The sequence below is a fragment of the Paenibacillus tuaregi genome, assembly GCF_900086655.1.
Taxonomy (GTDB): Bacteria; Bacillota; Bacilli; order Paenibacillales; family Paenibacillaceae; genus Fontibacillus; species Fontibacillus tuaregi.
The window spans coordinates 127,869-150,383 of sequence record NZ_LT575476.1 but is presented as its reverse complement, the minus strand read 5'-3'; the positions used below and the strand labels follow the sequence as shown (position 1 = coordinate 150,383).

Here is a 22,515-nt window from a genome sequence, read left to right as displayed (position 1 = left end):
TTAAATAAGGAGAAATCCATATGCAGCCGAAAGAAGCTTTAAAAGACTTTGTTGGAAGTCATATGATTTATACTTATGAAAATGGTTGGGAATACGAAATCTACATCAAGAATGACCATACCATTGATTATCGTATCCATAGCGGCATGGTTGGGGGCCGTTGGGTGCGCGACCAGGAAGTTGATATTGTAAAACTAACAGAAGGCGTTTATAAAGTATCCTGGACCGAGCCAACAGGGACCGACGTATCCCTGAACTTTATGCCAAATGAAAAACGAATGCACGGTGTTATCTTTTTCCCAAAATGGGTTCATGAACATCCAGAAATTACAGTTTGTTATCAAAATGATCATCTCGAATTAATGAAAGAATCGCGCGAAAAATATGAAACTTATCCAAAATATGTTGTGCCTGAATTTGCTGATATCACATTTTTGGAAAACGCCGGCATGGACAATCAAGAACTAATTTCCAAAGCGCCTTATAAAGGGATGACCGACGACATCCGTGCAGGAAAATTGAAATAAGTTAATCCAAAAACGAGTTGCCGAGATAATTCGGTCAAACTGAAGAAGAACAAGGGTCGGCCTCTTGGCATGCAAGAGGAAAGAAGCCTTACTTTGTCCTCCAAATATCTAATCTCTACATTTAGTCTGAAAGTTCACTCTTTAAAAGGCAAAAACCCGCTCAATGAGCGGGTTTTTAAATATGGAGGCGAGGGGAGTCAAACCCCTGTCCGAAGGCAACGCCACATAGGTGTCTACGATGAAGCAGTCACTGCTGCCGACTGGCATAAAGATGATATCCCCACTTTTCATATCTACCTGGATTAAATAGTTCAAACTTCAACTCTATAGTTTAAATTACAATTCCATAACTGTATAATTGTTATAACAATTGAATAAGATGAAAAGGAGGAAATCTAATGAATAGGATGGTTGAGATGGAACGAAAAGTGACCAAGTTTGGCAACAGCCTCGGTATAACCATGACTGATGCTTTGAAGCAGATTGGGCTGGATCAAGGCGACACAGTCAGCATTGATGTTAGTCCAGCCACAGGAGAAATCATTATTAAGAAGTCAACAAAGGTCTCCTTACCTGAAGGAATAAGTGCGGACTTCATGGATACTTTGACGGATGTCATTGAAGAATACGATCAAACACTTCGAGGACTTAAAGACAGATGACATCCATCCGCTATTTATCCGTCCAAGAAGTAATAGCAATCAATGTAGCCATGATACAACGATATAGTCCGGGGGAACATATTGGAATCAAAGAACCTGGATTACTCGAATCGGCTGTCCATCGACCTCAATCTTCTGCCTTTGGCGAAGATGCTTATCCTACTATTTTCGAGAAAGCCGCTGCTTTGTTTGAATCCCTTGGCCAAAATCACCCTTTCCACAACGCAAATAAACGAACTGCTTTTACAGCACTGGTTGTCTTCCTACGCTATAATGGCCTGCACTTCAAGATGGATCCAAAGAAAGCCGAGAACTTTGCAGTGGATATGGTCAACCATCAATTCGACCGTCAACAAACAGCTGCCATCATTGAAGCCCACTGCATCACGATCCCCAAATCATAAAATGCAAAAAAGCGACCTTTATCGGTCGCTTTTTTTATTACTTCATATGGAGGCGAGGGGAGTCGAACCCCTGTCCGAAGGCAACGCCACATAGGTGTCTACGGGTGTAGTCACAGTTTTGATGTCACCGATCTAGACGCCCCGTAACCGGCTTCCAGAAAGGTCAGCCTGATTGTCTTCTTCAGCACACCCCAGGCGGAGATGTGACAGCGTATCCCACTAAAGTTGGGCCCTATTCCCGGCACATGGGCGATGCAGGGGTAGAGCTAGCACGCAGGTTATTAAGCTGCGAAAGCTAAGTTGTTGTTTTGTTTGCCGTTTAATTGGCTTTAGCGTTGATGAAGCGGACGCGTCCCCACTACCCGCTACCCATGCTCGAACTACCCCCGTCGAATCCATAAACGCCCCCTCAATAAGAAAAGGGTGTTTCTTCGGCATGAATGAAGTCCTGCTTACAAGCAGTCTCAAGTTAAGCCGAAATGGATTAACGGATTAGCGAGCACAAGTGCTGTAATCCTTGGTACATCAATTAGTATAGCATAACATAATGCCTAAATGCTTATGGACTTGTTGGAAAAGCTCACAGCCTCACCAAACGGAGGCATTTCCCGGAAACTAAACCAACCAAAGGTACTCCGCCAACTAAATTCCAAGTCCTATCCCGGCAAAAGAAGCTACCTCGCGATCTTCTGCTTCTCCCGCAGCGCACGCTGGATATCACGCTGAGCATCCCGCTTCGCGGCCGTATCGCGCTTGTCATACTGCTTCTTCCCTTTGCCAAGGCCGATCAGCAGCTTCGCATAACCGTTGCGGATATACACCTTCAGTGGCACAATCGCATAACCCTCCTGCTTCGACAAGCCGAGCAGCTTATGAATCTGCGCTTTGTGCATTAGCAGCTTGCGCGTACGTGTCGGGTCTTCCGGGTTACTGCGGTTGCCCTGCTCGAACGGACTGATATGCATGTTGTGGATGTGAATCTCACCGTTCCGGATGGTCGCAAAAGCATCCCCAATGTTCGCCCGCGCCATACGGAGCGATTTAATCTCCGTCCCGGTCAGCACCATGCCCGCTTCAAACGTATCCTCGATGAAGTAGTCATGGGAAGCCTTCTTGTTCTGGGCTAGAACTTTCCCGTCACTTTTCTTACTACCCATGTTCTCACTCCTTCAAACGTTCTATGAATCCCTTAGGCCTTAAACATGTTACTTATGTCAGAAGCCTAAAGTAATTCATGCAGGTTAAATTATTGTATCAAATCTCCCCCGTCTAAATCAAGCGCATTCAACATCTATCTTACATCGGGCATCCTGGTACCCTCATCCTTCTGGCAGAACTATCTCTCTGTATTATCAAATCGAAAAATGAGTTTATAACCATCAAAAGTGTCCCCATATTCCTCCACATAATCACCCTTACAATAGTTCGATATCGTTTTCCTCCAGAATTTCTGCCCTACTACATTCTTCTCAGTAGGATTCGTAAACAGCTCTCATTTCTCTTTAAATTGCTCAAACACGCTACCGCCGCTTTTTCGGCTATTCCCCTGCCCTAAACGACTGAAGCAAGAAGAATTCATTCACAAAATAATCAGTCCCCTTATTACAATGGGGCGGCGTAGCGATTAAAATAAAGCCTGCTGGTATATCATCCACCCAAATTAAGAAAGGAAATAACACGTTGGGCTTTTCCCACCATATATTCTGGATATCATATTGATCACTTAATGTCTTGATCTGATCACTATCTTCATAAATGCCATAGCGATTCGGATGATTACCGTAATGACCGGATAAATCATACAGGAATAAGGGATATATGTTCTTAATTATATATGCTTTATCTATGGGAGTTAATTCCACCGTAATCCTGATTATAAAATACTCCTTTTAACTATAAATAAAAACGAATAAGACCCAATCAATTAAACCTCCGTCAACCTTTAATCTATATACACTATGTACAGCTGCAATGATCTATAAAAAAACCGCCAAGGTATTGTCTGTATATTGTGGACAATACAATCTTGGCGGTTCATGATGCTTATTTCTTTTTCTTCCTCACAAAAGCGGCTGTCGCGTTGTTGGCAGCGCCCTTACTCTTGCCGCTGCCGCCTTTCTTGCCGCCCTTGCGCTTCTTGCGCTTAGGCGTTTCGCCCTCGCCCCCGGCTTCACTGCCGCCGGGGCTGAAAATCCCGCTCGCGGTCGCATGCTTCCGCCGCGAGCCTGCGCCACCGCCCGTCGCTCCCGCAGACGGGCTGCCGCCGCTGTAGCCGCCCTTCCCGGAGCNGAAGCCGCATCCCCGCCGCGGCGCTTGCTGCGCCCGGCGCCGGCGTTATCCCCGGCAGCGAAGCTCTCGCCGGGGCCGCCCTTACCGCCGCGGCGTTTATCCTTGCCGCGGCCCTTGCCCCCGCGGCCTGCGAAGCCGCCGCGGTCTTCCCTGTCGCCGGCCTTGCCTCCGCGGCCGGCGCCAAAGCCCTCGCCGCGCGCTCCACCCTCGCGCCGGCGCGGCTTCATATCGACCATCTCGAAGTCGATCGTATGGTCGTCCATGTTCACCCGCACGACTCGGATCTTCACCTCGTCGCCGATGCGATAGATCTTGGAGGTGCGCTCGCCGATCAGAGCCATGTGCTGCTCGTGGAAGTTGTAATAGTCATCTGTCATTGCGCTGAGGCGGATCAGGCCTTCCACCGTATTCTCCAGCTCGATGAACATGCCAAAGCTTGTCACACTGCTGATGATGCCCGGGAATTCTTCTCCGACCTTATCAAGCATGTACTCAGCCTTCTTCAGCGCTTCGGTATCACGCTCGGCCTCTACGGCCACACGCTCCCGCTCCGAAGACTGCTGGGCAATATCCGGCATCCGGCTCGCCAAATACTCCTGACGCGCTTCTGTGAGCGCTCCGCCGCCCTCAATTACCTCCCGGATGATCCGGTGGATCACCAGATCGGGATACCGGCGGATTGGCGAAGTGAAGTGCGAGTAATACTCAGCCGCCAGGCCGAAGTGACCCGTGCTCTCCGAGTCATATTTTGCCTGCTTCATGGAACGCAGCATCATCGTACTGATGACCGTCTGCTCCTTCGTGCCCTTGATGTCTTCCAGCAGCGTCTGTAGGGCACGCGGATGTACCTTGTTGCCTTTCCCCTTAACCGAGTATCCGAAGTTGGCGATGAAAGCCATAAAGTTCATCAGCTTCTCCTGATCCGGGTCTTCATGAATCCGGTAGAGGAACGGAACCTTGAGCCAGTGGAAATGCTCGGCTACGGTCTCATTCGCAGCCAGCATGAACTCCTCAATAATCTGCTCGGCAATGGAACGCTCCCGCTTGATAATATCCACGGCCTTGCCGTTCTCATCCACGATCACCTTTGACTCCTCGAAGTCGAAGTCTACCGCTCCGCGCCGTATCCGGTTGTCCCGCAGCTTTAAGGCCAACTCCTGCATGTCCTTGAAGTTCTGTACCAGATCGCTGTAGCGCTCAGTCACTTCCGGGTCCTCGTCCTGAAGGATTTTGCGCACGTTGGTATAGGTCATCCGCTCTTTCGTACGAATCACACTCGTGAAGATATCATGCTTCACAACCTTCATCTGTTCATTGAACTCCATCTCACAGCTCAGTGTGAACCGATCCACCTTCGGGTTCAAGCTGCAGATCCCGTTAGACAACCGATGCGGCAGCATCGGAATAACCCGGTCCACCAAATACACACTGCAGCCGCGGTTATACGCTTCCTGATCGAGCTTGGAGTTCTCCCGCACATAATAACCTACGTCAGCAATATGAACGCCCAGACGGAAGTTGCCGTTAGGCAGCCGCTCCACATTGACCGCATCGTCCAGATCCTTAGCATCTTCGCCGTCAATGGTGACAATAATCTTGTCCCGCAGGTCCCGCCGGTTCTGCTTGCGAATTTCCTCTTCTTCTATCGTATCCGGGGCATCCAGCGCCTCAGCCAGCACCTCTTCCGGGAACGACTCCGGAAGCTGATGCTTGCGGATAATCGAGAGAATATCTACTCCCGGATCATCCTTGTGACCGAGAATTTCGATAACCTCCCCTTCCGCTGCCGAGCGGCCTTCCGGATAGCGCACAATGCGCACCACAACCTTCTCCCCATCTGCCGCGCCGTTGAAAGCACCCTTAGGGATAAAGATATCTTTGTTAATCCGCTTATCGTCAGCAATAACAAAGCCATATACCTCGTTATTTTGAAACACACCGACAACTTGGGTTACGGCCCGCTGTACAATCCGCACGACCTCACCCTCAAGCTTGCCGCCGCCACTGCTCTTTGATGTTACCCGGCCAAGAACAATATCTCCATTCATGGCACTCTTCAGATCGTTGGCATGGATATAGACATCCGGATGCTCCCGGTTCTCAGGAATCAGAAAAGCAAAGCCTTTGGCATGCACCTGCAGGCGCCCACGCAGCAGGCTCATCCGCTCAGGAACCCCGTAGCGGTTCGTCTCGGTCAGTATGATTTTGCCCTCTTCCTCAAGATGGTTAAGAAGCTTCAGGAACTCCTTGAAATCAGCCGCGTTGCTGATGCCAAAATGCTTCTCAAGCTCTTGATATGTCATGGGTTTATAGGCGGTCTCCCGCATAAAATTAAGTAAATCTGATTCCGTTATCATCGTTTCACCTCGGGATGGCTTGTACACAAGCTGTCGTAATCTTCCTGAATTACCCTTCTTGTATATACCCTAGTATACACGAAATCAACCGACTGCATCCGTTTCCGTGTAAAACGGTGTCTGCTTCGGCCGCTTCATACCAGGCATGTTATTTATCATTACCCAACCAAGCTTCATACGCACAAAAAAAGCCCCCGTTTTCACTGGAAAACGAAGGCTCTGTTACACATGTTCTACTATTTAAGAATGACGGCTACTGCAATCGACAGGATAAAGAAACCTGCAGCCATGACTATGGTCAGACGCTCAAGAACAAGCTCCATTCCGCGAGCCTTAGCTTTACCAAACAGGTGTTCAGCGCCCCCGGAGATGGCACCGGAAAGACCCGCGCTCTTTCCCTTTTGCAGAAGAACAACCGCAATCAGACCGATAGAGAAAATAATGAGCAGCACTTTCAATAAGATATCCATTCAATCCACCTCCTAAGCGTGATCACCATCTATGAGAACCTCCCCATTCCCAGATAAAGGAAACCAGGGAGGCCAATATGTACACATAAACAGCATTTATAGTGTACCATAGCTTACCTGCGAAAACAATATACATCCAAGCCGATCATCCTTCCGTCATTCAGCCACCAAGATCACCGGTTCTGTCTGCAACTCCACATTCCCAGCTACCGCTCTAGAAATCATACAGGAGCCTTCAGCTTTCTCCGCCAGCAGACGGGCTTTACGTAACTCCTCTTCCCCACTACCTGCCTTAAGAACTATCTGAGGTCTGTGAATGATCTTTTCATATGTGAAAATATTGTTCGTGACGTCCACCACCGCCTCCGAGGCCTGCGTCAGGCTGACGGTCTCTATGCCCGACCGCTCCAGCACCGCAGCCAACGTGATCAGGTAACAAGTGGCCGCAGCTCCGAGCAGCATTTCATCGGGATTGGTCCCTACACCCGGCCCTCCCATTCCTTCCGGGATGGATATCCGAGTCTTCAAATTCCCCGCCTCAATCGTTCCCTCACTGTTGCGGCCGCCATTCCATGTACCTTCAAGCTTGAAGATGTGTTTCATCGATATGCCTCCTTACATTTTCATTTTTCTCTCTACATATTTTCTTATTTTGGTTAATCTCTAATCTTCATTATCACTCATACCCTCGAGGTTTGCATTCAAAGCTCAAAGGTTGGAGCCGTATAGACAAAGAGACCCCAGCTGCGCACCCATTCGGGCACCTCTGAGGTCTCTAAGCTATGTCAGAAACGGAATGGTCCGTTTCTTATATGTTTTTCAAGTTGTAGAAGGATTTCAGACCGTTGTATTGAGCAAGCTCATTCAACTGATCTTCAATGCGGAGCAATTGGTTGTACTTCGCAATACGGTCTGTACGGGAAGGTGCACCTGTTTTGATTTGGCCAGCATTCGTTGCAACCGCGATATCCGCAATTGTGCTGTCTTCGGACTCACCGGAACGGTGGGAGATTACAGCAGTATATCCGTTGCGTTTAGCAAGCTCGATGGCATCGAAAGTTTCTGTCAAAGTACCGATTTGGTTTACTTTGATCAGGATGGAGTTACCGATGTTCTCTTCGATACCTTTAGCCAGACGCTCAGTGTTAGTTACGAACAAGTCGTCACCAACCAATTGGATTTTGTCGCCCAGTTTCTGAGTGAGCAGCTTCCAACCTTCCCAATCGTCTTCGGAGCAGCCATCTTCGATGGTGATGATTGGGTATTTGTCTACCCAAGAAGCCAGAAGGTCTACGAACTCAGCGGAAGTGTAAGATTTGCCTTCGCCTTCAAGCTCATATTTACCGTTCTTGTAGAACTCTGTGGAAGCTACGTCCATACCCAGGAATACGTCTACACCTGGTTTGTAGCCGGCTTTTTCGATAGCTTCGATGATTGTAGTCAAAGCTTCCTCGTTGGAACCAAAGTTAGGAGCGAATCCACCCTCGTCACCTACTGCAGTGCTCAGGCCTTTGCTGCCCAGTACGGACTTCAGGCTGTGGAAGATTTCTGCACCTGTACGAAGAGCTTCCTTAAAGGAAGGAGCGCCTACAGGAAGAATCATGAACTCTTGTACGTCAACGTTGTTGTCGGCATGTGCGCCACCGTTAACGATGTTCATCATTGGAACTGGAAGTTGTTTTGCGTTGAATCCGCCAAGGTATACATACAGCGGCAGATCAAGAGCATCAGCAGCAGCGCGGGCAACCGCCATGGACACAGCCAGAATCGCGTTAGCGCCCAGCTTGCCTTTGTTCGGCGTGCCATCCAGGTTGATCATCAATTTGTCGATACCCAGTTGATCAAGCGCGTCCATACCGATAACTTCTGGAGCTATGATTTCGTTCACGTTCTCAACAGCTTTCAGAACGCCTTTACCGAGGTAACGGGATTTGTCGCCATCGCGAAGCTCAACAGCTTCGTGTGCGCCTGTGGATGCGCCGGATGGCACGATCGCACGGCCAATAGCGCCGGATTCCAGATATACTTCAACTTCAACTGTAGGGTTACCGCGGGAGTCAAGGACTTCGCGTGCATATACGTCAGAAATAATAGTCATGTTAAAGTCTCCTTTTTATTTAAAATGTTATTTCGATTTACGGCTGGCAATCATGGATTGTCCGGTCATTTCCGCAGGCTGCGGAAGTCCCATCAGATCCAGGATGGTAGGGGCCACATCGGCCAGAATGCCGCTCTCACGCAGAATCACGTCTTCGGACGTCACAATGAACGGTACCGGATTTGTGGTATGTGCAGTGAACGGACGGCCTTGCTCATCAAATACCATGTCGGCGTTACCGTGGTCAGCAATAATAATAGTGACCCCGCCTTTAGCCAGTACAGCATCCACGACTTTACCGACACACTCATCGGTCACTTCAACCGCTTTGATCGTCGGTTCAAGCATACCGGAGTGGCCTACCATATCCGGGTTGGCAAAGTTCAGGATAATCGCGTCGTGTTTGTCCGACTCAATCTCCTTCACTGCCGCTTCCGCAACCTCGTAAGCGCTCATCTCCGGCTTCAGGTCATACGTTGCCACCTTAGGGGAGTTGATCAGAACGCGAGTCTCCCCTTCAAGCTGAACATCCCGTCCACCGCTGAAGAAGAAGGTTACGTGCGGATACTTCTCGGTTTCGGCAATCCGCAGCTGGGTCTTGCCCTGCTGAACGAGAACCTCACCCAGTGTGTTGTCGAGATTCTTCGGCTCATAGGCTACAAAGCCTCCAACAGTCTCGCTAAACAGTGTCAAGCATACGAAGTGCAGTCCAACCGGGAACTTAGGACCACGGTCGAAACCGCGGAAGTCCGTGTTGGTGAACACTTGGGACAGCTGAATTGCACGGTCAGGACGGAAGTTCAAGAAGACTACGGAGTCTCCCGACTCAACCAGTCCTACGGGGTTACCGGAACCGTCTACGATTACTGTCGGCTCAACGAACTCGTCATAAACCGACTTCTCATAGGATTCCGTAACTGCCTGAATTGGATCCGTATATTTTGGTCCGTCTCCATAGACGATGGCACGGTAGGACTTCTCCACCCGCTCCCAACGCTTGTCGCGGTCCATGGCATAATAGCGTCCTTGAACGGTTGCGATCCGTCCAACGCCCACTTCTTCAATCTTAGCCACCAGCTTCTGAAGGAAGCCCTTTGCACTGTCTGGGGCCACATCGCGGCCATCCAGGAAAGCATGGATATACACTTCGTGCATATCTTCCTTCTTCGCTAGGTCCAGCATAGCAAACAAATGGTCAATATGACTGTGTACGCCGCCATCGGACAGAAGCCCATAAAGATGAAGCTTCTTGCCGTTTGTCTTGGCACTGCGCACAGCCTCAACCAGCGTTGGGTTCGTAAAGAACTCACCCTCGCGGATCGATTTGTCAATCCGGGTAAGGTCCTGATAGACGATCCGGCCGGCACCGATGTTAAGGTGTCCTACCTCAGAGTTCCCCATTTGCCCGGCAGGCAGGCCTACCGCTTCCCCACATGCTGTAAGCGTGGTGTTCGGGTACATCTTAAGGTATCTGTCGTAATTCGGTTTCTTCGCCTGGGCAACCGCGTTGCCTTCTTCCGTACCGCGAAGTCCGAAACCGTCCATGATGATCAGTGCTACAGGTCTTGGTGCTGACATCTTACTTTGCCCCCTCGACAAGTGCGATATAAGAAGCAGGCTGCAAGCTTGCACCGCCTACGAGCGCTCCATCGATATCGCTTTGTCCCAGATATTCCTTCACATTCTCAGGCTTCACGCTGCCGCCGTATTGAATGCGGATTTTGGATGCTACATCTGTGTTGTACAGATCCGTTACAATCGAACGAATGAAGGAGATGACTTCATTCGCATCTTGTGCGGTGGAAGACTTTCCTGTCCCAATCGCCCAGATCGGCTCATAAGCAATAACAACCTGTGCCGCTTGCTCAGCGGAAAGGCCTTTAAGAGCGGCTTCAGTCTGAACCTTAACCACATCTTTAGTCTGGCCAGCTTCACGCTCTTCCAGCTTCTCACCCACACATGGGATCGGTGTAATGCCGTGTTTGAATGCAGCATGCACCTTCTTATTGACGATTTCATCAGTCTCACCGAAGTAAGCCCGGCGCTCGGAATGCCCAATAATGACATAATCCACGCCAAGTTCTTTCAGCATTGCTCCGCTGATTTCACCGGTGAAGGCACCTTCATCTTCGAAATGCAGGTTCTGGGCGCCGATTTTAATCGAGGTTCCCTTTGCCGCTTCCACCAAAGCCGGAAGGTTGGTGAATGGAGCGCAGATTACGCTCTCTACGCCTTCTACTTCCGCTTTGCCTTTAACGTCCGCAAAGAATGCTTTTGTTTCGGAAACGGTTTTAAACATTTTCCAGTTCCCTGCAATGATCGGTGTTCTCAAAAGGCTCACTCCTTGTCTGGTATTTCAGTTTTACTTATCGTTCAAGGCTTCAACGCCTGGAAGCTTCTTACCTTCCATGAACTCGAGGGAGGCGCCGCCGCCAGTAGAGATGTGGTTCATTTTGTCAGCCAGGTGGAACTTCTCAGCTGCCGCTGCAGAGTCACCGCCACCGATAATGGTGTAAGCTTCGGTCTCCGCACAAGCTTCAGCTACCGCACGCGTACCGCCAGCGAATGGTTCGATTTCGAATACGCCCATAGGTCCGTTCCATACAACCAGCTTGGAGTTCTTGATTACATCCGCATACAGCTCGCGGGTCTTCGGTCCGATATCCACGCCTTCCCAATCGGAAGGAATACCGTCGATACCTACAATATCAGTGTTCGCATCGGCACTGAAGTCATCGGAGATGACCACGTCAACCGGAAGCAAGAAGTTCTTGCCAAGCTTCTTCGCTTTTTCGATGAAGCCCAGAGCCACGTCCAGCTTCTCTTTATCCAGCAGGGATTGTCCTACTTCATAGCCTTGGGCTTTGAAGAACGTATAGGACAGACCGCCACCGATCAGAACGTTGTCTGCAAGAGTCAACAGGTTGTCAATAACATCGATTTTGTCTTTCACTTTAGAACCGCCAATGATTGCAGTGAAAGGACGTTCAGGGTTGGAAAGTGCTTTGCCCAGAACGGACAGCTCTTTCTCCATCAGCAGACCGGAAACGGCAGGGATCAAGTGAGCGATACCTTCGGTCGAAGCATGGGCACGGTGGGCCGCGCCAAATGCGTCATTCACGAATAGATCGGCAAGCTCCGCAAATTGTTTTGCAAGCTCAGGATCGTTCTTCTCTTCACCTGGGTAAAAGCGGACGTTCTCAAGCACAAGAACATCGCCATTGTTCAAAGCATCAACTTTAGCTTTAACTGCTTCGCCTACAGCCTCATCCGCTTTGGCTACCGGTTTGCCAAGCAGCTCGGACAAGCGCTCTGCAGCTGGTGTCAGACGAAGGGAATCCACGAACTCACCCTTAGGACGTCCAAGGTGGCTCGCCAGAATCACTTTTGCCCCATTCTCGATCAGGTACTTAATGGTTGGAAGTGTCTCCCGAATGCGGGTATCATCTGTAATCTTGCCGTTCTCGAGCGGCACATTGAAATCCACACGCACAAACACGCGTTTTCCATTTACTTCGACGTCACGTACACTTTTCTTGGTCATCTCCACGTTCCTCCTAAATAATCTTTGCTGTATATCCGTTCATGTGCATTTGGTACAAGGTTCTCTTAAGCATGGTTATCTCTATATATTTATCATTTGTATAAGTATGGGTTATTCAGCATGAACCAAAGAGGAGTCCTTAAGTTCAGGTTGCTCCTCTTTGGAATTAAATTTGGATTTGTCCGGTCTTATTGAGCTTTCTTAGCAAAGTACTCAAGAGTACGAACCAATTGAGCTGTGTAAGACATTTCGTTGTCGTACCAAGCTACAGTTTTAACCAACTGCTTGTCGCCAACGGACAGAACTTTAGTCTGAGTTGCATCGAACAGGGAACCGTAAGTGATACCTACGATATCGGAAGATACAAGCTCTTCTTCAGTGTATCCGTAAGTTTCAGGATCGGAAGCTGCTTTCATAGCTGCGTTAACTTCGTCTACAGTAACTTTCTTCTCAAGAACAGTTACCAGCTCAGTCAGGGAACCAGTTGGTACTGGAACGCGTTGTGCGGCACCGTCAAGTTTGCCTTGCAGTTCTGGAATAACCAGACCGATTGCTTTAGCAGCACCTGTAGTGTTAGGGATGATGTTCTCAGCAGCAGCACGGGCACGTCTGAAGTCACCTTTTGCATGCGGAGCATCAAGTGTGTTTTGGTCACCTGTGTAAGCGTGGATTGTAGTCATCAAGCCTTCAACGATACCGAATTTGTCATTCAGTGTCTTAGCCATTGGAGCCAAGCAGTTGGTTGTGCAAGATGCGCCAGAGATTACAGTTTCGGAACCATCAAGAGTCTCATGGTTAACGTTATATACGATCGTCTTCATGTCGCCGGTAGCTGGAGCGGAGATAACCACTTTTTTAGCGCCGCCTTTGAGGTGAAGTTCAGCTTTTTCTTTAGTAGTGAAGAAACCTGTACACTCAAGAACGATATCAACGCCGAGCTCGCCCCATGGCAATTCTTCAGGGTTGCGGTTGGCAAGAACTTTAACTTCTTTGCCGTTAACTTTGAAGAATCCGTCATGAACTTCAACTTCACCGTTGAATCTGCCTTGTGTAGTGTCGTATTTAAGCAAATGAGCCAACATTTTAGCATCTGTCAGGTCGTTGATAGCTACTACTTCAATACCTTCCACGTTTTGAATACGACGGAAAGCAAGACGTCCGATACGGCCAAATCCATTAATACCAACTTTTACACTCATTGATAGTTCCTCCCAAATTTCGTTTTTTTTATTTATTCAAGACAGCATTAGCCGTCATGAGTAACCCTATTTATCTTATTGCATCATGAACTGTGGTCAAGCCAGCTGACAAGCTCCTTAGCTGCCGCTTCGTCCGTCACCAGAATATCCTCATGGCCAAAACGCAGCACTGCGTGAATGGCCTTGGCTTTGCTTCGGCCGCCTGCGATTCCGATAACCACCTCTGTGGAAATGATATCTTCAAGTCTCAGACCAAGCGTCAGCATCTTGTGGACAACCATGCCATCTTTATCGAAATAGTAACCGAACGATTCAGCAAGAGCTCCTTCCTTCTGAATCTCCTCAAGCATGGAGGCATCCAGCTTACGCCTGTGGGCCATTTCCATAGCATCCCCGATGCCATGAACGACAATTCTTGCCTTGCGGATCAAAGCCACGATTTCCTGTGTGTTCGGATCGCTGACCAGGGAATGGTAAGCCTCTTTGCCTAGAAGATCGGGTACGTGCAGCAGACGATAGCCTGCGCCTACGCGTTTTGCCATAGTAGAAGCAATGGTGTTGGCCTGGATCTCCAGGTTCTCTCCAAGTCCACCTCGGGCTGGTACGAACCAACTATCCTTCAGCGGCGCCTGGGCCGGCATAGTCAGCTTCTCGGCTACCTCGGCAATGGTTGTGCCGCCGGTTACAGCGACCACATCCCCCTCCTCCATGACCTCAAGGAGTGCCTTGGCTCCCGCCCGTCCAAGCTCTTGCTTCGTCTCCGGGGAGACGTCCCAATCGCCAGGAACGACGATGACCTTGCGAAGCCCATAGGCTTTGCGGATTCTCTCTTCCAATGCGGCAAGACCGAGCAGTTCCTTAACCAGGGGCTCCAGCATCTCGACCAGGTTGCTCCCAGCTTCGCTGATGGCCATCCCGGTATTCTCAATTTCAATCAGTCCCTGTGCTTTAAGCAGGTCTGTCTCAGCCCGCAGCACCCGCTCCGTCATATTAAGGGAAGCGGCTAGCGTCCTGCGGCCAATCACTCCGGCAAGCTTGATCTGATGAAGAATTGTGTATCTTTTCTTGAGAACATCCATGAGATCAGGCAGAAGCTGCTTTTGGATTTCCAATATATTTCGCATGCTTTCACTCCTGCTCGACATTCATCTCATCTTCATCAATAAACGAACCAGCTAAACAGCCAGTTGGCCTTAAAATGTCCCGGGTTAACTTTTTAAGTCCCACCTACATTCTACCCAATTTCCCCCTCTCTTGCAAGTCTGACGACCGTATAATTTACCTCGCTTGTCTTGTTTATGCAAAATGCCTGATCCATCAAGCACTTCAGCGGTGTAATGTAGATTAAGCTTGCAATTTAATTAGCGATATCATATAATCATTTTTGTTACTCTAAATTTGCGCCCGTGGTCCAATGGATATGACGCAGGCCTCCGAAGCCTGAGATCGAGGTTCAATTCCTCGCGGGCGCGCCATAATTTTGGTAATTTCTGAATACCTTTAATATGTTTAACCAAACCCACCCGAAAGCGGGCCTTTTTTTTATAATTAGTTTGACTTTCTTTGACTTTATGTTTGAAATTGTTTATGATGTGGTTATTATGGAATGAACTTACTGCAGAACAGCGGATTTTGAAGCTTGATTTCCTAAGTTCATCCATACTGCTTAAGATTCCATAGCCAGACAGCCTACATATTATTTTTGGCTTGTCCCCCCGTTTTGACCTCATCTTTTTGGTCAATGATGTAAGGGATGGAATGATGCATCAACTTAATTCTTTTATCCAAACACTTTTAAGGAGGGTTTTCTAATGAGCTATATTCCTATGGTTGTCGAACAAAGCAATCGCGGTGAACGTGCTTATGACATTTATTCCAGACTTCTTAAGGATCGTATCATCTTCCTTGGAACCCAGGTAAATGACGTGGTTGCCAACTCCATTATTGCGCAAATGCTGTTCCTCGATGCTGAAGACCCGGGTAAAGATATTCATCTGTATATCAACAGTCCAGGCGGCTCGATCACAGCCGGTATGGCTATTTATGATACCATGCAGTTCATCAAGTCGGACGTCTCCACTATCTGTGTGGGCCTCGCGGCTTCCATGGGTGCATTCCTGCTGAATGCCGGAGAGAAGGGCAAGCGCTTCGCACTTCCGAATAGTGAGATCATGATTCACCAGCCGCTGGGTGGAGCCGAAGGTCAAGCTACGGATATTGAAATCCGTGCCCGCCGCATCCTCAAGATGCGCGATTCTCTGAACAAGATTCTGGCTGAGCGCACAGGCCAGCCGCTTGAGCGAATTGAGAAGGATACCGACCGTGATTACTTCATGAGCGCATATGAAGCCAAAGACTACGGTATTGTCGATAAGGTTATCGAGAAGACCGGTCCGCAAGGCGTATAATTTCTGGTTAAAACAACAAGCCCCCGTCTTCGCTAAACAGCGAAGCGGGGGTTTTCATTTTGATATCAGCTTAATTTGACTCTTCCTTCTTATTTAAACGGATTTGCTCCCTTGGCAACTAAATCACTAAGGGCAAAATCATACTGAACGGTTCCTTCAGCAAAAGCGGTATATTCATAAGGCTGGAAGTAAATTGTCAGGGTGTTTGGCTTCAGATAGAAGTTTTTGTCCGAAGTCAATCCTTTAAAGCCGCCCAGGTAGCCGCCATTTGCTTTCAGCTTCTTGCCAAGCTCCTGATTCAGCTGCTTCTTGTAATTCGGATTGCTCTTCAGCAGATCGCTCATGCCCAGCTGCTTGCCATCCTTGAGCGAGAAGGTGAACCCGTCTGTAAGGGTTAGACCATGCGCCCCTCCTGTATAAGAACCCTGCGCCACCACGAGACTCAGTACGCCTTTTTCATTAAATGTAACGATATAATTGCTGTCATACTCATACTTGTTCTCTTGTGCTGTCCGCTTCTTAAGCTCCTTCTCCGCAGCAGCCACGAACTTGTCCATGTGGGTTTTCAGCGTGTCATTGATCGCCTTCTGGACAGCTTCATCCGCCAGCCCGCTAATTTGCGGGTACTGCAGCTTGGCCGTTGCGCCTTTGAAGGTTTTGTCTACCGTTACAGTCTTGATCTGAATGGCATTCTCCCTACGCGCCCCCACGCTCAGCTGCTTGGTCTTCGTATCCCAGTTGGACTGCAGCCCCATATAATCATTAAGCAGCTTGTAAGGTACGTATAAATGACCTTTGATCATCTTGTGGCCATATTCATCTGGTAGATAGTACCCGTTGAGATTTGTAGCTGCCGCATCTGTAGATACAGCCAAGTTAAGCTTGCGGTATCCATCCCCAATGCTGTAGACATGGGACTTGGCATCATAGGTGAATTTCATCCCCACTGTATCACGCAGAAAAGTAACCGGAACGAACACCCGTCCTCCGATCAGCATTCCTTTGTCCTTGGACACCTTGCCGTTCCACTTCAAACTAACGGGCACCTGCGCCGTCTCCGCTTTCTTTACTACCGCCTTTGTGGCATACCCTGTTCCAGCCGGAACCGCGGCACCTCCTACTAATATAGCTGCTGCCAGTAGCCCAGCACTCCATTTCATTCCTTGATTCATCAAGAATACTCCTTTCTTAGTTGAATATCCGGTTCATTACCCATCGTTCAAGTACATTCGTCTTTAACACACTTCATAATTATAGGTATCCAAGGGGATTAAAGGGTAACAATGTACATTACACTTTCTTTCCATTCGAGGACGGACCATGACATTTTTTTAAACATTATGTAATTTTTTAAGCAGGTATTGTTGTTTCAACATAAAAAAACACCCTCAGCTCTTGGCTTCGGGTGCTTGGATGGCCTACCTGCTCAATAGGAACTGTATCAGTTGAACTATTGATTTTACAGTATGGCAGCCTATGAAATGTCCCTCCGGCCGCTGTCGTTCCCAGACTTCTTGATTAAATGTTCTAAGATAGGAGTCCGGTCACTAAGGCGACCGTTGTGCACCTTCGGAATCATCGAACACTCTTGCCTATAGGTAATCCTCAAGTTCAATGATACAGCACCTCTCATAAAATGAGCTTCAACCTGCCGGATATCCGGTGCTGATCTGTTACAAATACCCATACCCCAGTCTATGAAGCTGCTCGGCCATCACCTTGTACCCTCGCCCATTCGGATGCACCTGGTCGATGGAGAGCAGCTCCCTGCCCCTTCTGGTAAAGATGGGGAAAATATCCGCGAAGCCGTAAACCTGGTTTGAGAACTGGGCAGCATACCGGTTGAACTGGGTAACCCAAGCATCCCCCTCCCTCACCTCTGGATGGGGATTGTACAGACCAACGACGCGCAGGATATACCTGCTGCGGCTCCCCTCCTTGATGCCATAGACCGTGCGGACGATATCCGTAAAATTCCGTTTGCACTCGGCCAAAGACTGACTCAGAATCTGGGATTCCCGCGCAGGAGTCCGCCGAATTGCTTTTGCGGCTTGGATCAGGTCATTTCCACCAATGGAGATGGTTATGATATTGGCATCTCTTAGTGCCTGCTGATAGACCGGATATCGGAGCCGCTGCTCAAGCTCACCTGAGGTCAGTCCGTTAACACCCAGGTTCTGGCTGTACACCTGAGTACGAAGTGTGCCTTCGGCCATCCGCCGATATGTGGGCACGAACCCGTTGCCGGGCAGAGCCCCGAATCCGGTAGTCAAGGAATCCCCTATCGCCGTATATAGATAGCTCACCCGTATCGCCTCCTATACATATGGTTCATCTTATGTACCGGTATCCCAGCAGGCAACGGGGAGATGTCCTTAATGGACATAAGCCAAAAAAGCCCACCCTTAAGGGCGGACTTCTTAACTATATAAAATGAACTTATGAAGGTTACCGTTTTGGGGCGCTGCGATGCCGAGTGTTCTTACGACCACTGTTGTCTCCGAAATCCTTTGAACTAGTAACCAAGTAGGGGCATTTCGGAGACAAAGGCGGACGCTCCGCTTCTTCAGAATCACTCGGCCTCTCCGCTGAGATCGGTTATTTTTTTAAAGCTCATTTTATATATCTTCAATTATTCACGGCCGCTTTTCAGCTCGGTCCAGAATCGGTCATACACCTGCAGGGTATTTCCCACATCCTTGAGCCATTCGGTCCGTTTCATTTCATCTTCGGACAAATTAATCATTTTGTCGTCACGATATTCTTTGCTGTGGAATTCCATCGCTTTGGCATTCGGGTCACTGTACCCGATCGCTTCATAGTTCTTCGCACTGACCTTCGGATCCATCATATAGTTGATGAATTTCTCAGCCAGCTCCTTGTTTTTGGCATCCTTAGGGATAGCATAGTTATCCGCGAAAATGGTACCGCCCTCCTTAGGTACAACGTAGGCGATATCCTTATTTTCCTTGGCTACAAAAGAAGCGTCTCCCGACCACATGGTGGCGATCCAGCCTTCTTCCTGAATCATCTTCTGCTTGATGGTGTCCGTATCAAAGGCAAGCACGCTAGGCAGCAGCTTCTTCAGATCTTCAACAGAGGTCTTGATCTGTGTCTCGTCCGTGGAGCTGTTCGACCATCCGTTCTTCTTCAGGGACATTCCAATCACTTCCCGGTTATCATCGAGCAGCAGCACTTTCCCTTTGTATTTCGGGTTCCACAGGTCCGCCCAGCTGGAGATCGGTTCTTTCACATATTTCTTGTTATAAGCAATCCCGGTAACTCCGGACATATATACAATAGAATACTTATTGCCTGGATCAAAAGGCGGGTTCTTGAGCGACTCCGTCAGATTTGCGAAGTTAGGAATGTTTGCCATGTTCAGCGGTGCAAGCAGGTTCTCCTTGATCATCGTGGCCACCATATAATCGGATGGCTGAATCAAATCATACCCGCCTCCGCCAGCTTTGATCTTAGCCAGCAGATCCTCGTTATTCGCAAAATTATCGTAGTTGATCTTCACGTTGTTCTGCTCTTCGAAATCCTTCAGCACCTGAGGATCGAAGTTATCCGCCCAGCTGTAGATATTCAGGGTCTCTTTCTTCGAACCGCAGCCGGCCAAAGCCAAAACCACCAACATGGCGGTTAGCAGCAGACTTACAAGCTTTAACTTTTTATTCAATTCGTTATCTCCTCTCTTCCCATTACTTCTTCATGTGTTAGAACGGCAGCATTTTCTGTTTCTTCTGCCCCTTGCCCCGATTCAGCATATACTGAGCCAGGAAAATCAGCGTTACACTTACCAGGATCAAAATCGTACAGAGCGCGTTAATTTCCGGGGAAATACCCCGCTTGACCTGCCCGTAAATATAGATTGGAAGGGTAGTTGAGCTAGGCCCCGATACAAAGAAGCTGACCATGAAATCATCCAGCGACATGGTAAAAGCAATTAAGGCTCCTGAAATGATGCCTGGTGTAATTTGGGGCAGGGTCACGTGGCGGAAGGTCTGCCACGGGCTTGCTCCGAGATCCTGTGCCGCCTCCTCCAGCTGCTTGCCCATGCCGGCAAGGCGTGAAGACACCACTACGTATACATATGACATGCTAAAAGTGATATGAGCAATAATAATCGTTGTTTTGCCGGTATCGATCTCAAGTATCCGGAACAGCACCAACAGGGACAAGCCCATGATAATGTCAGGAATCACGATCGGCAGGTACATCAGCCCATTCGTCCCAAGCTTCAGCCTTCGGCTGGATCTGCGGACAGCAATGGCTGCGAGTGTCCCCAGCAGGGTAGCCACAATTGTGGATACAACAGCAACGATCAAGCTGTTCTGCAGGGCATCCATCACGTGATCATTATCAAACAGCGATACATACCAGTCGAATGTAAAGCCGCGCCACTCCGCAGATAACCTGGAATCATTAAATGAGAACAGGATAATAAACAGAATCGGCACGTAAATAAAGATCATCATCAACAGCGAGTGAAGGCCAAGCCATGGACTTTTCTTGCTTCTCATGCCCGTCCCCCCTTCACCGATTCATATCTGGAGGTCATCGCCCTGTTAAATAACGCAATCAGGATCAACGAGGTGATCACAAATATCACAGACAGCGCAGCACCGAACGGCCAATTTCTCGCCCCTAGGAACTGCGTCTGAATGATGTTGCTGATCATGGACGACTTGGCGCCTCCAAGGATATCCGTCACCACAAACATTCCCGTGGTTGAGACATATACAAGCACCGCACCGGTCGTAATCCCCGACTTGGTCTGCGGCAGGGTAATATGCCAGAACGAACGCCAAGGGGAAGCTCCAAGGTCGCTGGCGGCTTCCAGCAGCCTCCTGTCCATCTGCTCGATGGCAACATAAATCGGCAGCACCATAAATGGAATGAAGGTATATACCATTCCTAGAAGAACCGCACCTTTGGTATACAACATCTGCATCGGCTCAGAAATCCAGCCAAGATTCATCAGCAGGCTGTTCACCACACCCTGCGTGCGCAGCAGCAGAACCCAGGCGTACGTCCGGATCAGAAAGTTGATCCAGAACGGAATGGTGATGAGGGCAAGCCCCCAAGCCTGTCTGCGTGGGCCCGATCTGGCGATGTAATAAGCCAGCGGATAGCTGAGCAGCAGGCAGATTACCGTTGTGGCTACAGATAAGACGATTGTATCCCAATAAATCCCCAGGTAAAGAGAATCAAAGAAGACTTTGTATGCATCCAGACTAAACGTATAGATCAGGTTTCCATCGGCATCTCTTTGCATGAAGGAAATTCCCACCACAATAAGCATAGGAATAACAAGAAAAATACTCAGCCACAGCAGGACTGGAAGCAGTGCAAATCCTGATTTCTTCATGCGCCGATATTCACCTCATCTCCAGGGCCCCAATCCACCCCGAGTCTTTCACCGATCTCCCACGGACGCTCGTCCGTGAAGTCCAGCGCGATACTAACCGTCATCGGCTCATTGTCCAGCTGGACAATGACCTTGTGAATGCTGCCAAGGTACAGCACGTCTTGAACCACTCCGGTCCGCTTCGCCGCGGCCGTATCCCGGGTTGCTCTCAGCTTCTCAGGACGAACGGCGAACAGCCGCCCATCCTGGGAAAATATATTATTCTCTCCCACGAATGTTGCGGCAAACAAGGTAGCAGGTGTTGCATAAATTTCCCGAGGTGTCCCAATCTGTTCTACTTGTCCATTATTCATAATCACGATCCGGTCAGAGAGCATCATCGCCTCTTCCTGGTCATGGGTAACATACACGAACGTAATGCCCAGGCTGCGCTGGAGCTGCTTCAGCTCTGACTGCAGGTTCTTCCGAAGCTGGAGATCAAGCGCACCCAGCGGCTCATCAAGCAGCAGCACTTTAGGCTTGTTAGCGATAGCCCGCGCAATGGCGACACGCTGCTGCTGTCCACCGGACAGCTGGTGAGGGAAGCGTTTGACGAGCGGAGTCAGCTGGGTCATCGCCACCGCTTCTTCAATCCGCTTTGTGATCTCGGTCTGCGGCAGCTTTTTCATTTTCAGCCCGAATGCGATATTGTCCTCCACCGTCATATGGGGAAACAGCGCATAATGCTGGAATACCAGATTCAAGTCCCGGCGGTTCGGGGGAAGTGCGGTTAAGTCCGCTCCGTCCAGCACAATCCGCCCTTCTGTTGGTTGTTCAAAGCCGGCAATCATCCGGAGAATTGTCGTCTTCCCACAGCCGCTGGGCCCGAGCAAGGTCAGAAATTCACCTTCCTTAATCGTCAGGTTCAGCGGATGCACAACGACTTGTCCGGCAAAATGCTTCTGGACATCAATCAATTCAATCATGTGCATCAACTCCTTATTGTTCAATTATGGGTTCCTATGTAGCTTACATGCTATTGGCGAACGGGGAATCCCGCGGGGTTCCCCTCTCTATATACAATCTGAAAAAAAAGCCATATCCCTAGGGATGGCTCCTATTAGTCTATCATTTTTTTGCATATTCAATATACCTTGTTTTACCCCTTGATACAACACCTTTATAGGTCTTCAGGCAGGAAGAT

At 49.0% G+C, this 22,515-nt stretch carries 19 protein-coding genes, 1 tRNA gene, 1 other RNA gene and 1 pseudogene; 5 read left to right on the top strand and 17 right to left on the bottom strand.

What is annotated here, in order from left to right:
- Window positions 1-20: 20 nt before the first annotated feature.
- The 3 genes from BN6628_RS01095 (at window position 21) to BN6628_RS01085 (ending at window position 1,593) form a co-directional block, all read left to right on the top strand.
- The gene (locus BN6628_RS01095) at window positions 21-527 is read left to right on the top strand and encodes a phenolic acid decarboxylase (RefSeq protein WP_068613051.1); all 507 of its coding nucleotides are present in this window, start codon (window positions 21-23) and stop codon (window positions 525-527) included.
- A 398-nt stretch (window positions 528-925) separates the two neighbouring features.
- Window positions 926-1,189 (top strand): AbrB/MazE/SpoVT family DNA-binding domain-containing protein, encoded by a 264-nt coding sequence (locus BN6628_RS01090; protein WP_046681587.1) that lies wholly within the window; start codon window positions 926-928, stop codon window positions 1,187-1,189.
- On the top strand, window positions 1,186-1,593 hold the full coding sequence (locus BN6628_RS01085) for a type II toxin-antitoxin system death-on-curing family toxin (RefSeq protein WP_068613048.1): 408 nt from the start codon (window positions 1,186-1,188) through the stop codon (window positions 1,591-1,593). Before BN6628_RS01090 ends, BN6628_RS01085 begins: the two co-directional genes overlap by 4 nt.
- A 44-nt stretch (window positions 1,594-1,637) precedes the next feature.
- Here the strand turns inward: BN6628_RS01085 and ssrA are convergent.
- From ssrA to BN6628_RS01025, 11 genes and pseudogenes are all read right to left on the bottom strand, one after another.
- Window positions 1,638-2,002: a transfer-messenger RNA gene (gene ssrA / locus BN6628_RS01080) on the bottom strand.
- A gap of 265 nt (window positions 2,003-2,267) precedes the next feature.
- Window positions 2,268-2,750: an SsrA-binding protein SmpB gene (gene smpB / locus BN6628_RS01075; RefSeq protein WP_068613045.1), complete on the bottom strand. Its 483-nt coding sequence runs from the start codon at window positions 2,748-2,750 to the stop codon at window positions 2,268-2,270.
- An 886-nt stretch (window positions 2,751-3,636) separates the two neighbouring features.
- A pseudogene (rnr, locus tag BN6628_RS01065) lies at window positions 3,637-6,239 on the bottom strand (ribonuclease R).
- Between the two features lie 236 nt (window positions 6,240-6,475).
- Entirely contained in the window at window positions 6,476-6,709 is a 234-nt protein-coding gene (secG, locus tag BN6628_RS01060) for a preprotein translocase subunit SecG (RefSeq protein WP_068613042.1), read from the bottom strand.
- A 156-nt stretch (window positions 6,710-6,865) separates the two neighbouring features.
- Window positions 6,866-7,312, bottom strand: a complete 447-nt coding sequence (locus BN6628_RS01055) for an OsmC family protein (protein ID WP_068613039.1) — start codon at window positions 7,310-7,312, stop codon at window positions 6,866-6,868.
- A gap of 205 nt (window positions 7,313-7,517) precedes the next feature.
- Window positions 7,518-8,807: a phosphopyruvate hydratase gene (eno, locus tag BN6628_RS01050; protein ID WP_068613036.1), complete on the bottom strand. Its 1,290-nt coding sequence runs from the start codon at window positions 8,805-8,807 to the stop codon at window positions 7,518-7,520.
- Between the two features lie 27 nt (window positions 8,808-8,834).
- Complete coding sequence (gpmI, locus tag BN6628_RS01045) at window positions 8,835-10,385, bottom strand: 2,3-bisphosphoglycerate-independent phosphoglycerate mutase (RefSeq protein WP_068613033.1); 1,551 nt, start codon at window positions 10,383-10,385, stop codon at window positions 8,835-8,837.
- Between the two features lies 1 nt (window position 10,386).
- Complete coding sequence (gene tpiA, locus BN6628_RS01040) at window positions 10,387-11,139, bottom strand: triose-phosphate isomerase (RefSeq protein WP_068613030.1); 753 nt, start codon at window positions 11,137-11,139, stop codon at window positions 10,387-10,389.
- A gap of 30 nt (window positions 11,140-11,169) precedes the next feature.
- A complete protein-coding gene (locus BN6628_RS01035; protein WP_068613026.1) occupies window positions 11,170-12,351 on the bottom strand; it encodes a phosphoglycerate kinase in 1,182 nt (393 codons plus the stop codon).
- Window positions 12,352-12,539: 188 nt separating this feature from the next.
- On the bottom strand, window positions 12,540-13,550 hold the full coding sequence (gene gap / locus BN6628_RS01030) for a type I glyceraldehyde-3-phosphate dehydrogenase (protein ID WP_068613023.1): 1,011 nt from the start codon (window positions 13,548-13,550) through the stop codon (window positions 12,540-12,542).
- Window positions 13,551-13,633: 83 nt separating this feature from the next.
- Window positions 13,634-14,674, bottom strand: coding sequence for a sugar-binding transcriptional regulator (locus BN6628_RS01025; RefSeq protein ID WP_068613020.1), 1,041 nt, complete (start codon window positions 14,672-14,674; stop codon window positions 13,634-13,636).
- 276 nt (window positions 14,675-14,950) lie between these two features.
- Here BN6628_RS01025 and BN6628_RS01020 point away from each other — a divergent pair.
- Together BN6628_RS01020 and clpP are read left to right on the top strand one after the other, a co-directional pair.
- Window positions 14,951-15,025: transfer RNA gene (locus BN6628_RS01020), tRNA-Arg, on the top strand.
- A 336-nt stretch (window positions 15,026-15,361) separates the two neighbouring features.
- A complete protein-coding gene (gene clpP / locus BN6628_RS01015; RefSeq protein ID WP_068613017.1) occupies window positions 15,362-15,958 on the top strand; it encodes an ATP-dependent Clp endopeptidase proteolytic subunit ClpP in 597 nt (198 codons plus the stop codon).
- A gap of 89 nt (window positions 15,959-16,047) precedes the next feature.
- On the opposite strand, the gene BN6628_RS01010 is transcribed toward clpP, so the two are convergent.
- The 6 genes from BN6628_RS01010 to BN6628_RS00985 all read right to left on the bottom strand — a co-directional run bounded on the left by BN6628_RS01010 (window position 16,048) and on the right by BN6628_RS00985 (window position 22,303).
- Window positions 16,048-17,130, bottom strand: coding sequence for a PdaC/SigV domain-containing protein (locus tag BN6628_RS01010; RefSeq protein WP_082926735.1), 1,083 nt, complete (start codon window positions 17,128-17,130; stop codon window positions 16,048-16,050).
- 501 nt (window positions 17,131-17,631) lie between these two features.
- A complete protein-coding gene (locus BN6628_RS01005) occupies window positions 17,632-18,264 on the bottom strand; it encodes a GDSL-type esterase/lipase family protein (RefSeq protein WP_068613012.1) in 633 nt (210 codons plus the stop codon).
- A 326-nt stretch (window positions 18,265-18,590) separates the two neighbouring features.
- Window positions 18,591-19,598 carry a polyamine ABC transporter substrate-binding protein gene (locus tag BN6628_RS01000; protein WP_068621813.1) on the bottom strand — a complete coding sequence of 336 codons (1,008 nt, stop codon included), beginning with the start codon at window positions 19,596-19,598 and terminating at the stop codon, window positions 18,591-18,593.
- A 79-nt stretch (window positions 19,599-19,677) separates the two neighbouring features.
- The gene (locus tag BN6628_RS00995; protein ID WP_068613009.1) at window positions 19,678-20,484 is read right to left on the bottom strand and encodes an ABC transporter permease; all 807 of its coding nucleotides are present in this window, start codon (window positions 20,482-20,484) and stop codon (window positions 19,678-19,680) included.
- Window positions 20,481-21,332, bottom strand: a complete 852-nt coding sequence (locus BN6628_RS00990; protein ID WP_068613004.1) for an ABC transporter permease — start codon at window positions 21,330-21,332, stop codon at window positions 20,481-20,483. The genes BN6628_RS00995 and BN6628_RS00990 overlap by 4 nt, the downstream gene beginning before the upstream one ends.
- Window positions 21,329-22,303, bottom strand: a complete 975-nt coding sequence (locus BN6628_RS00985; protein WP_316245819.1) for an ABC transporter ATP-binding protein — start codon at window positions 22,301-22,303, stop codon at window positions 21,329-21,331. Before BN6628_RS00985 ends, BN6628_RS00990 begins: the two co-directional genes overlap by 4 nt.
- Window positions 22,304-22,515 lie beyond the last annotated feature (212 nt).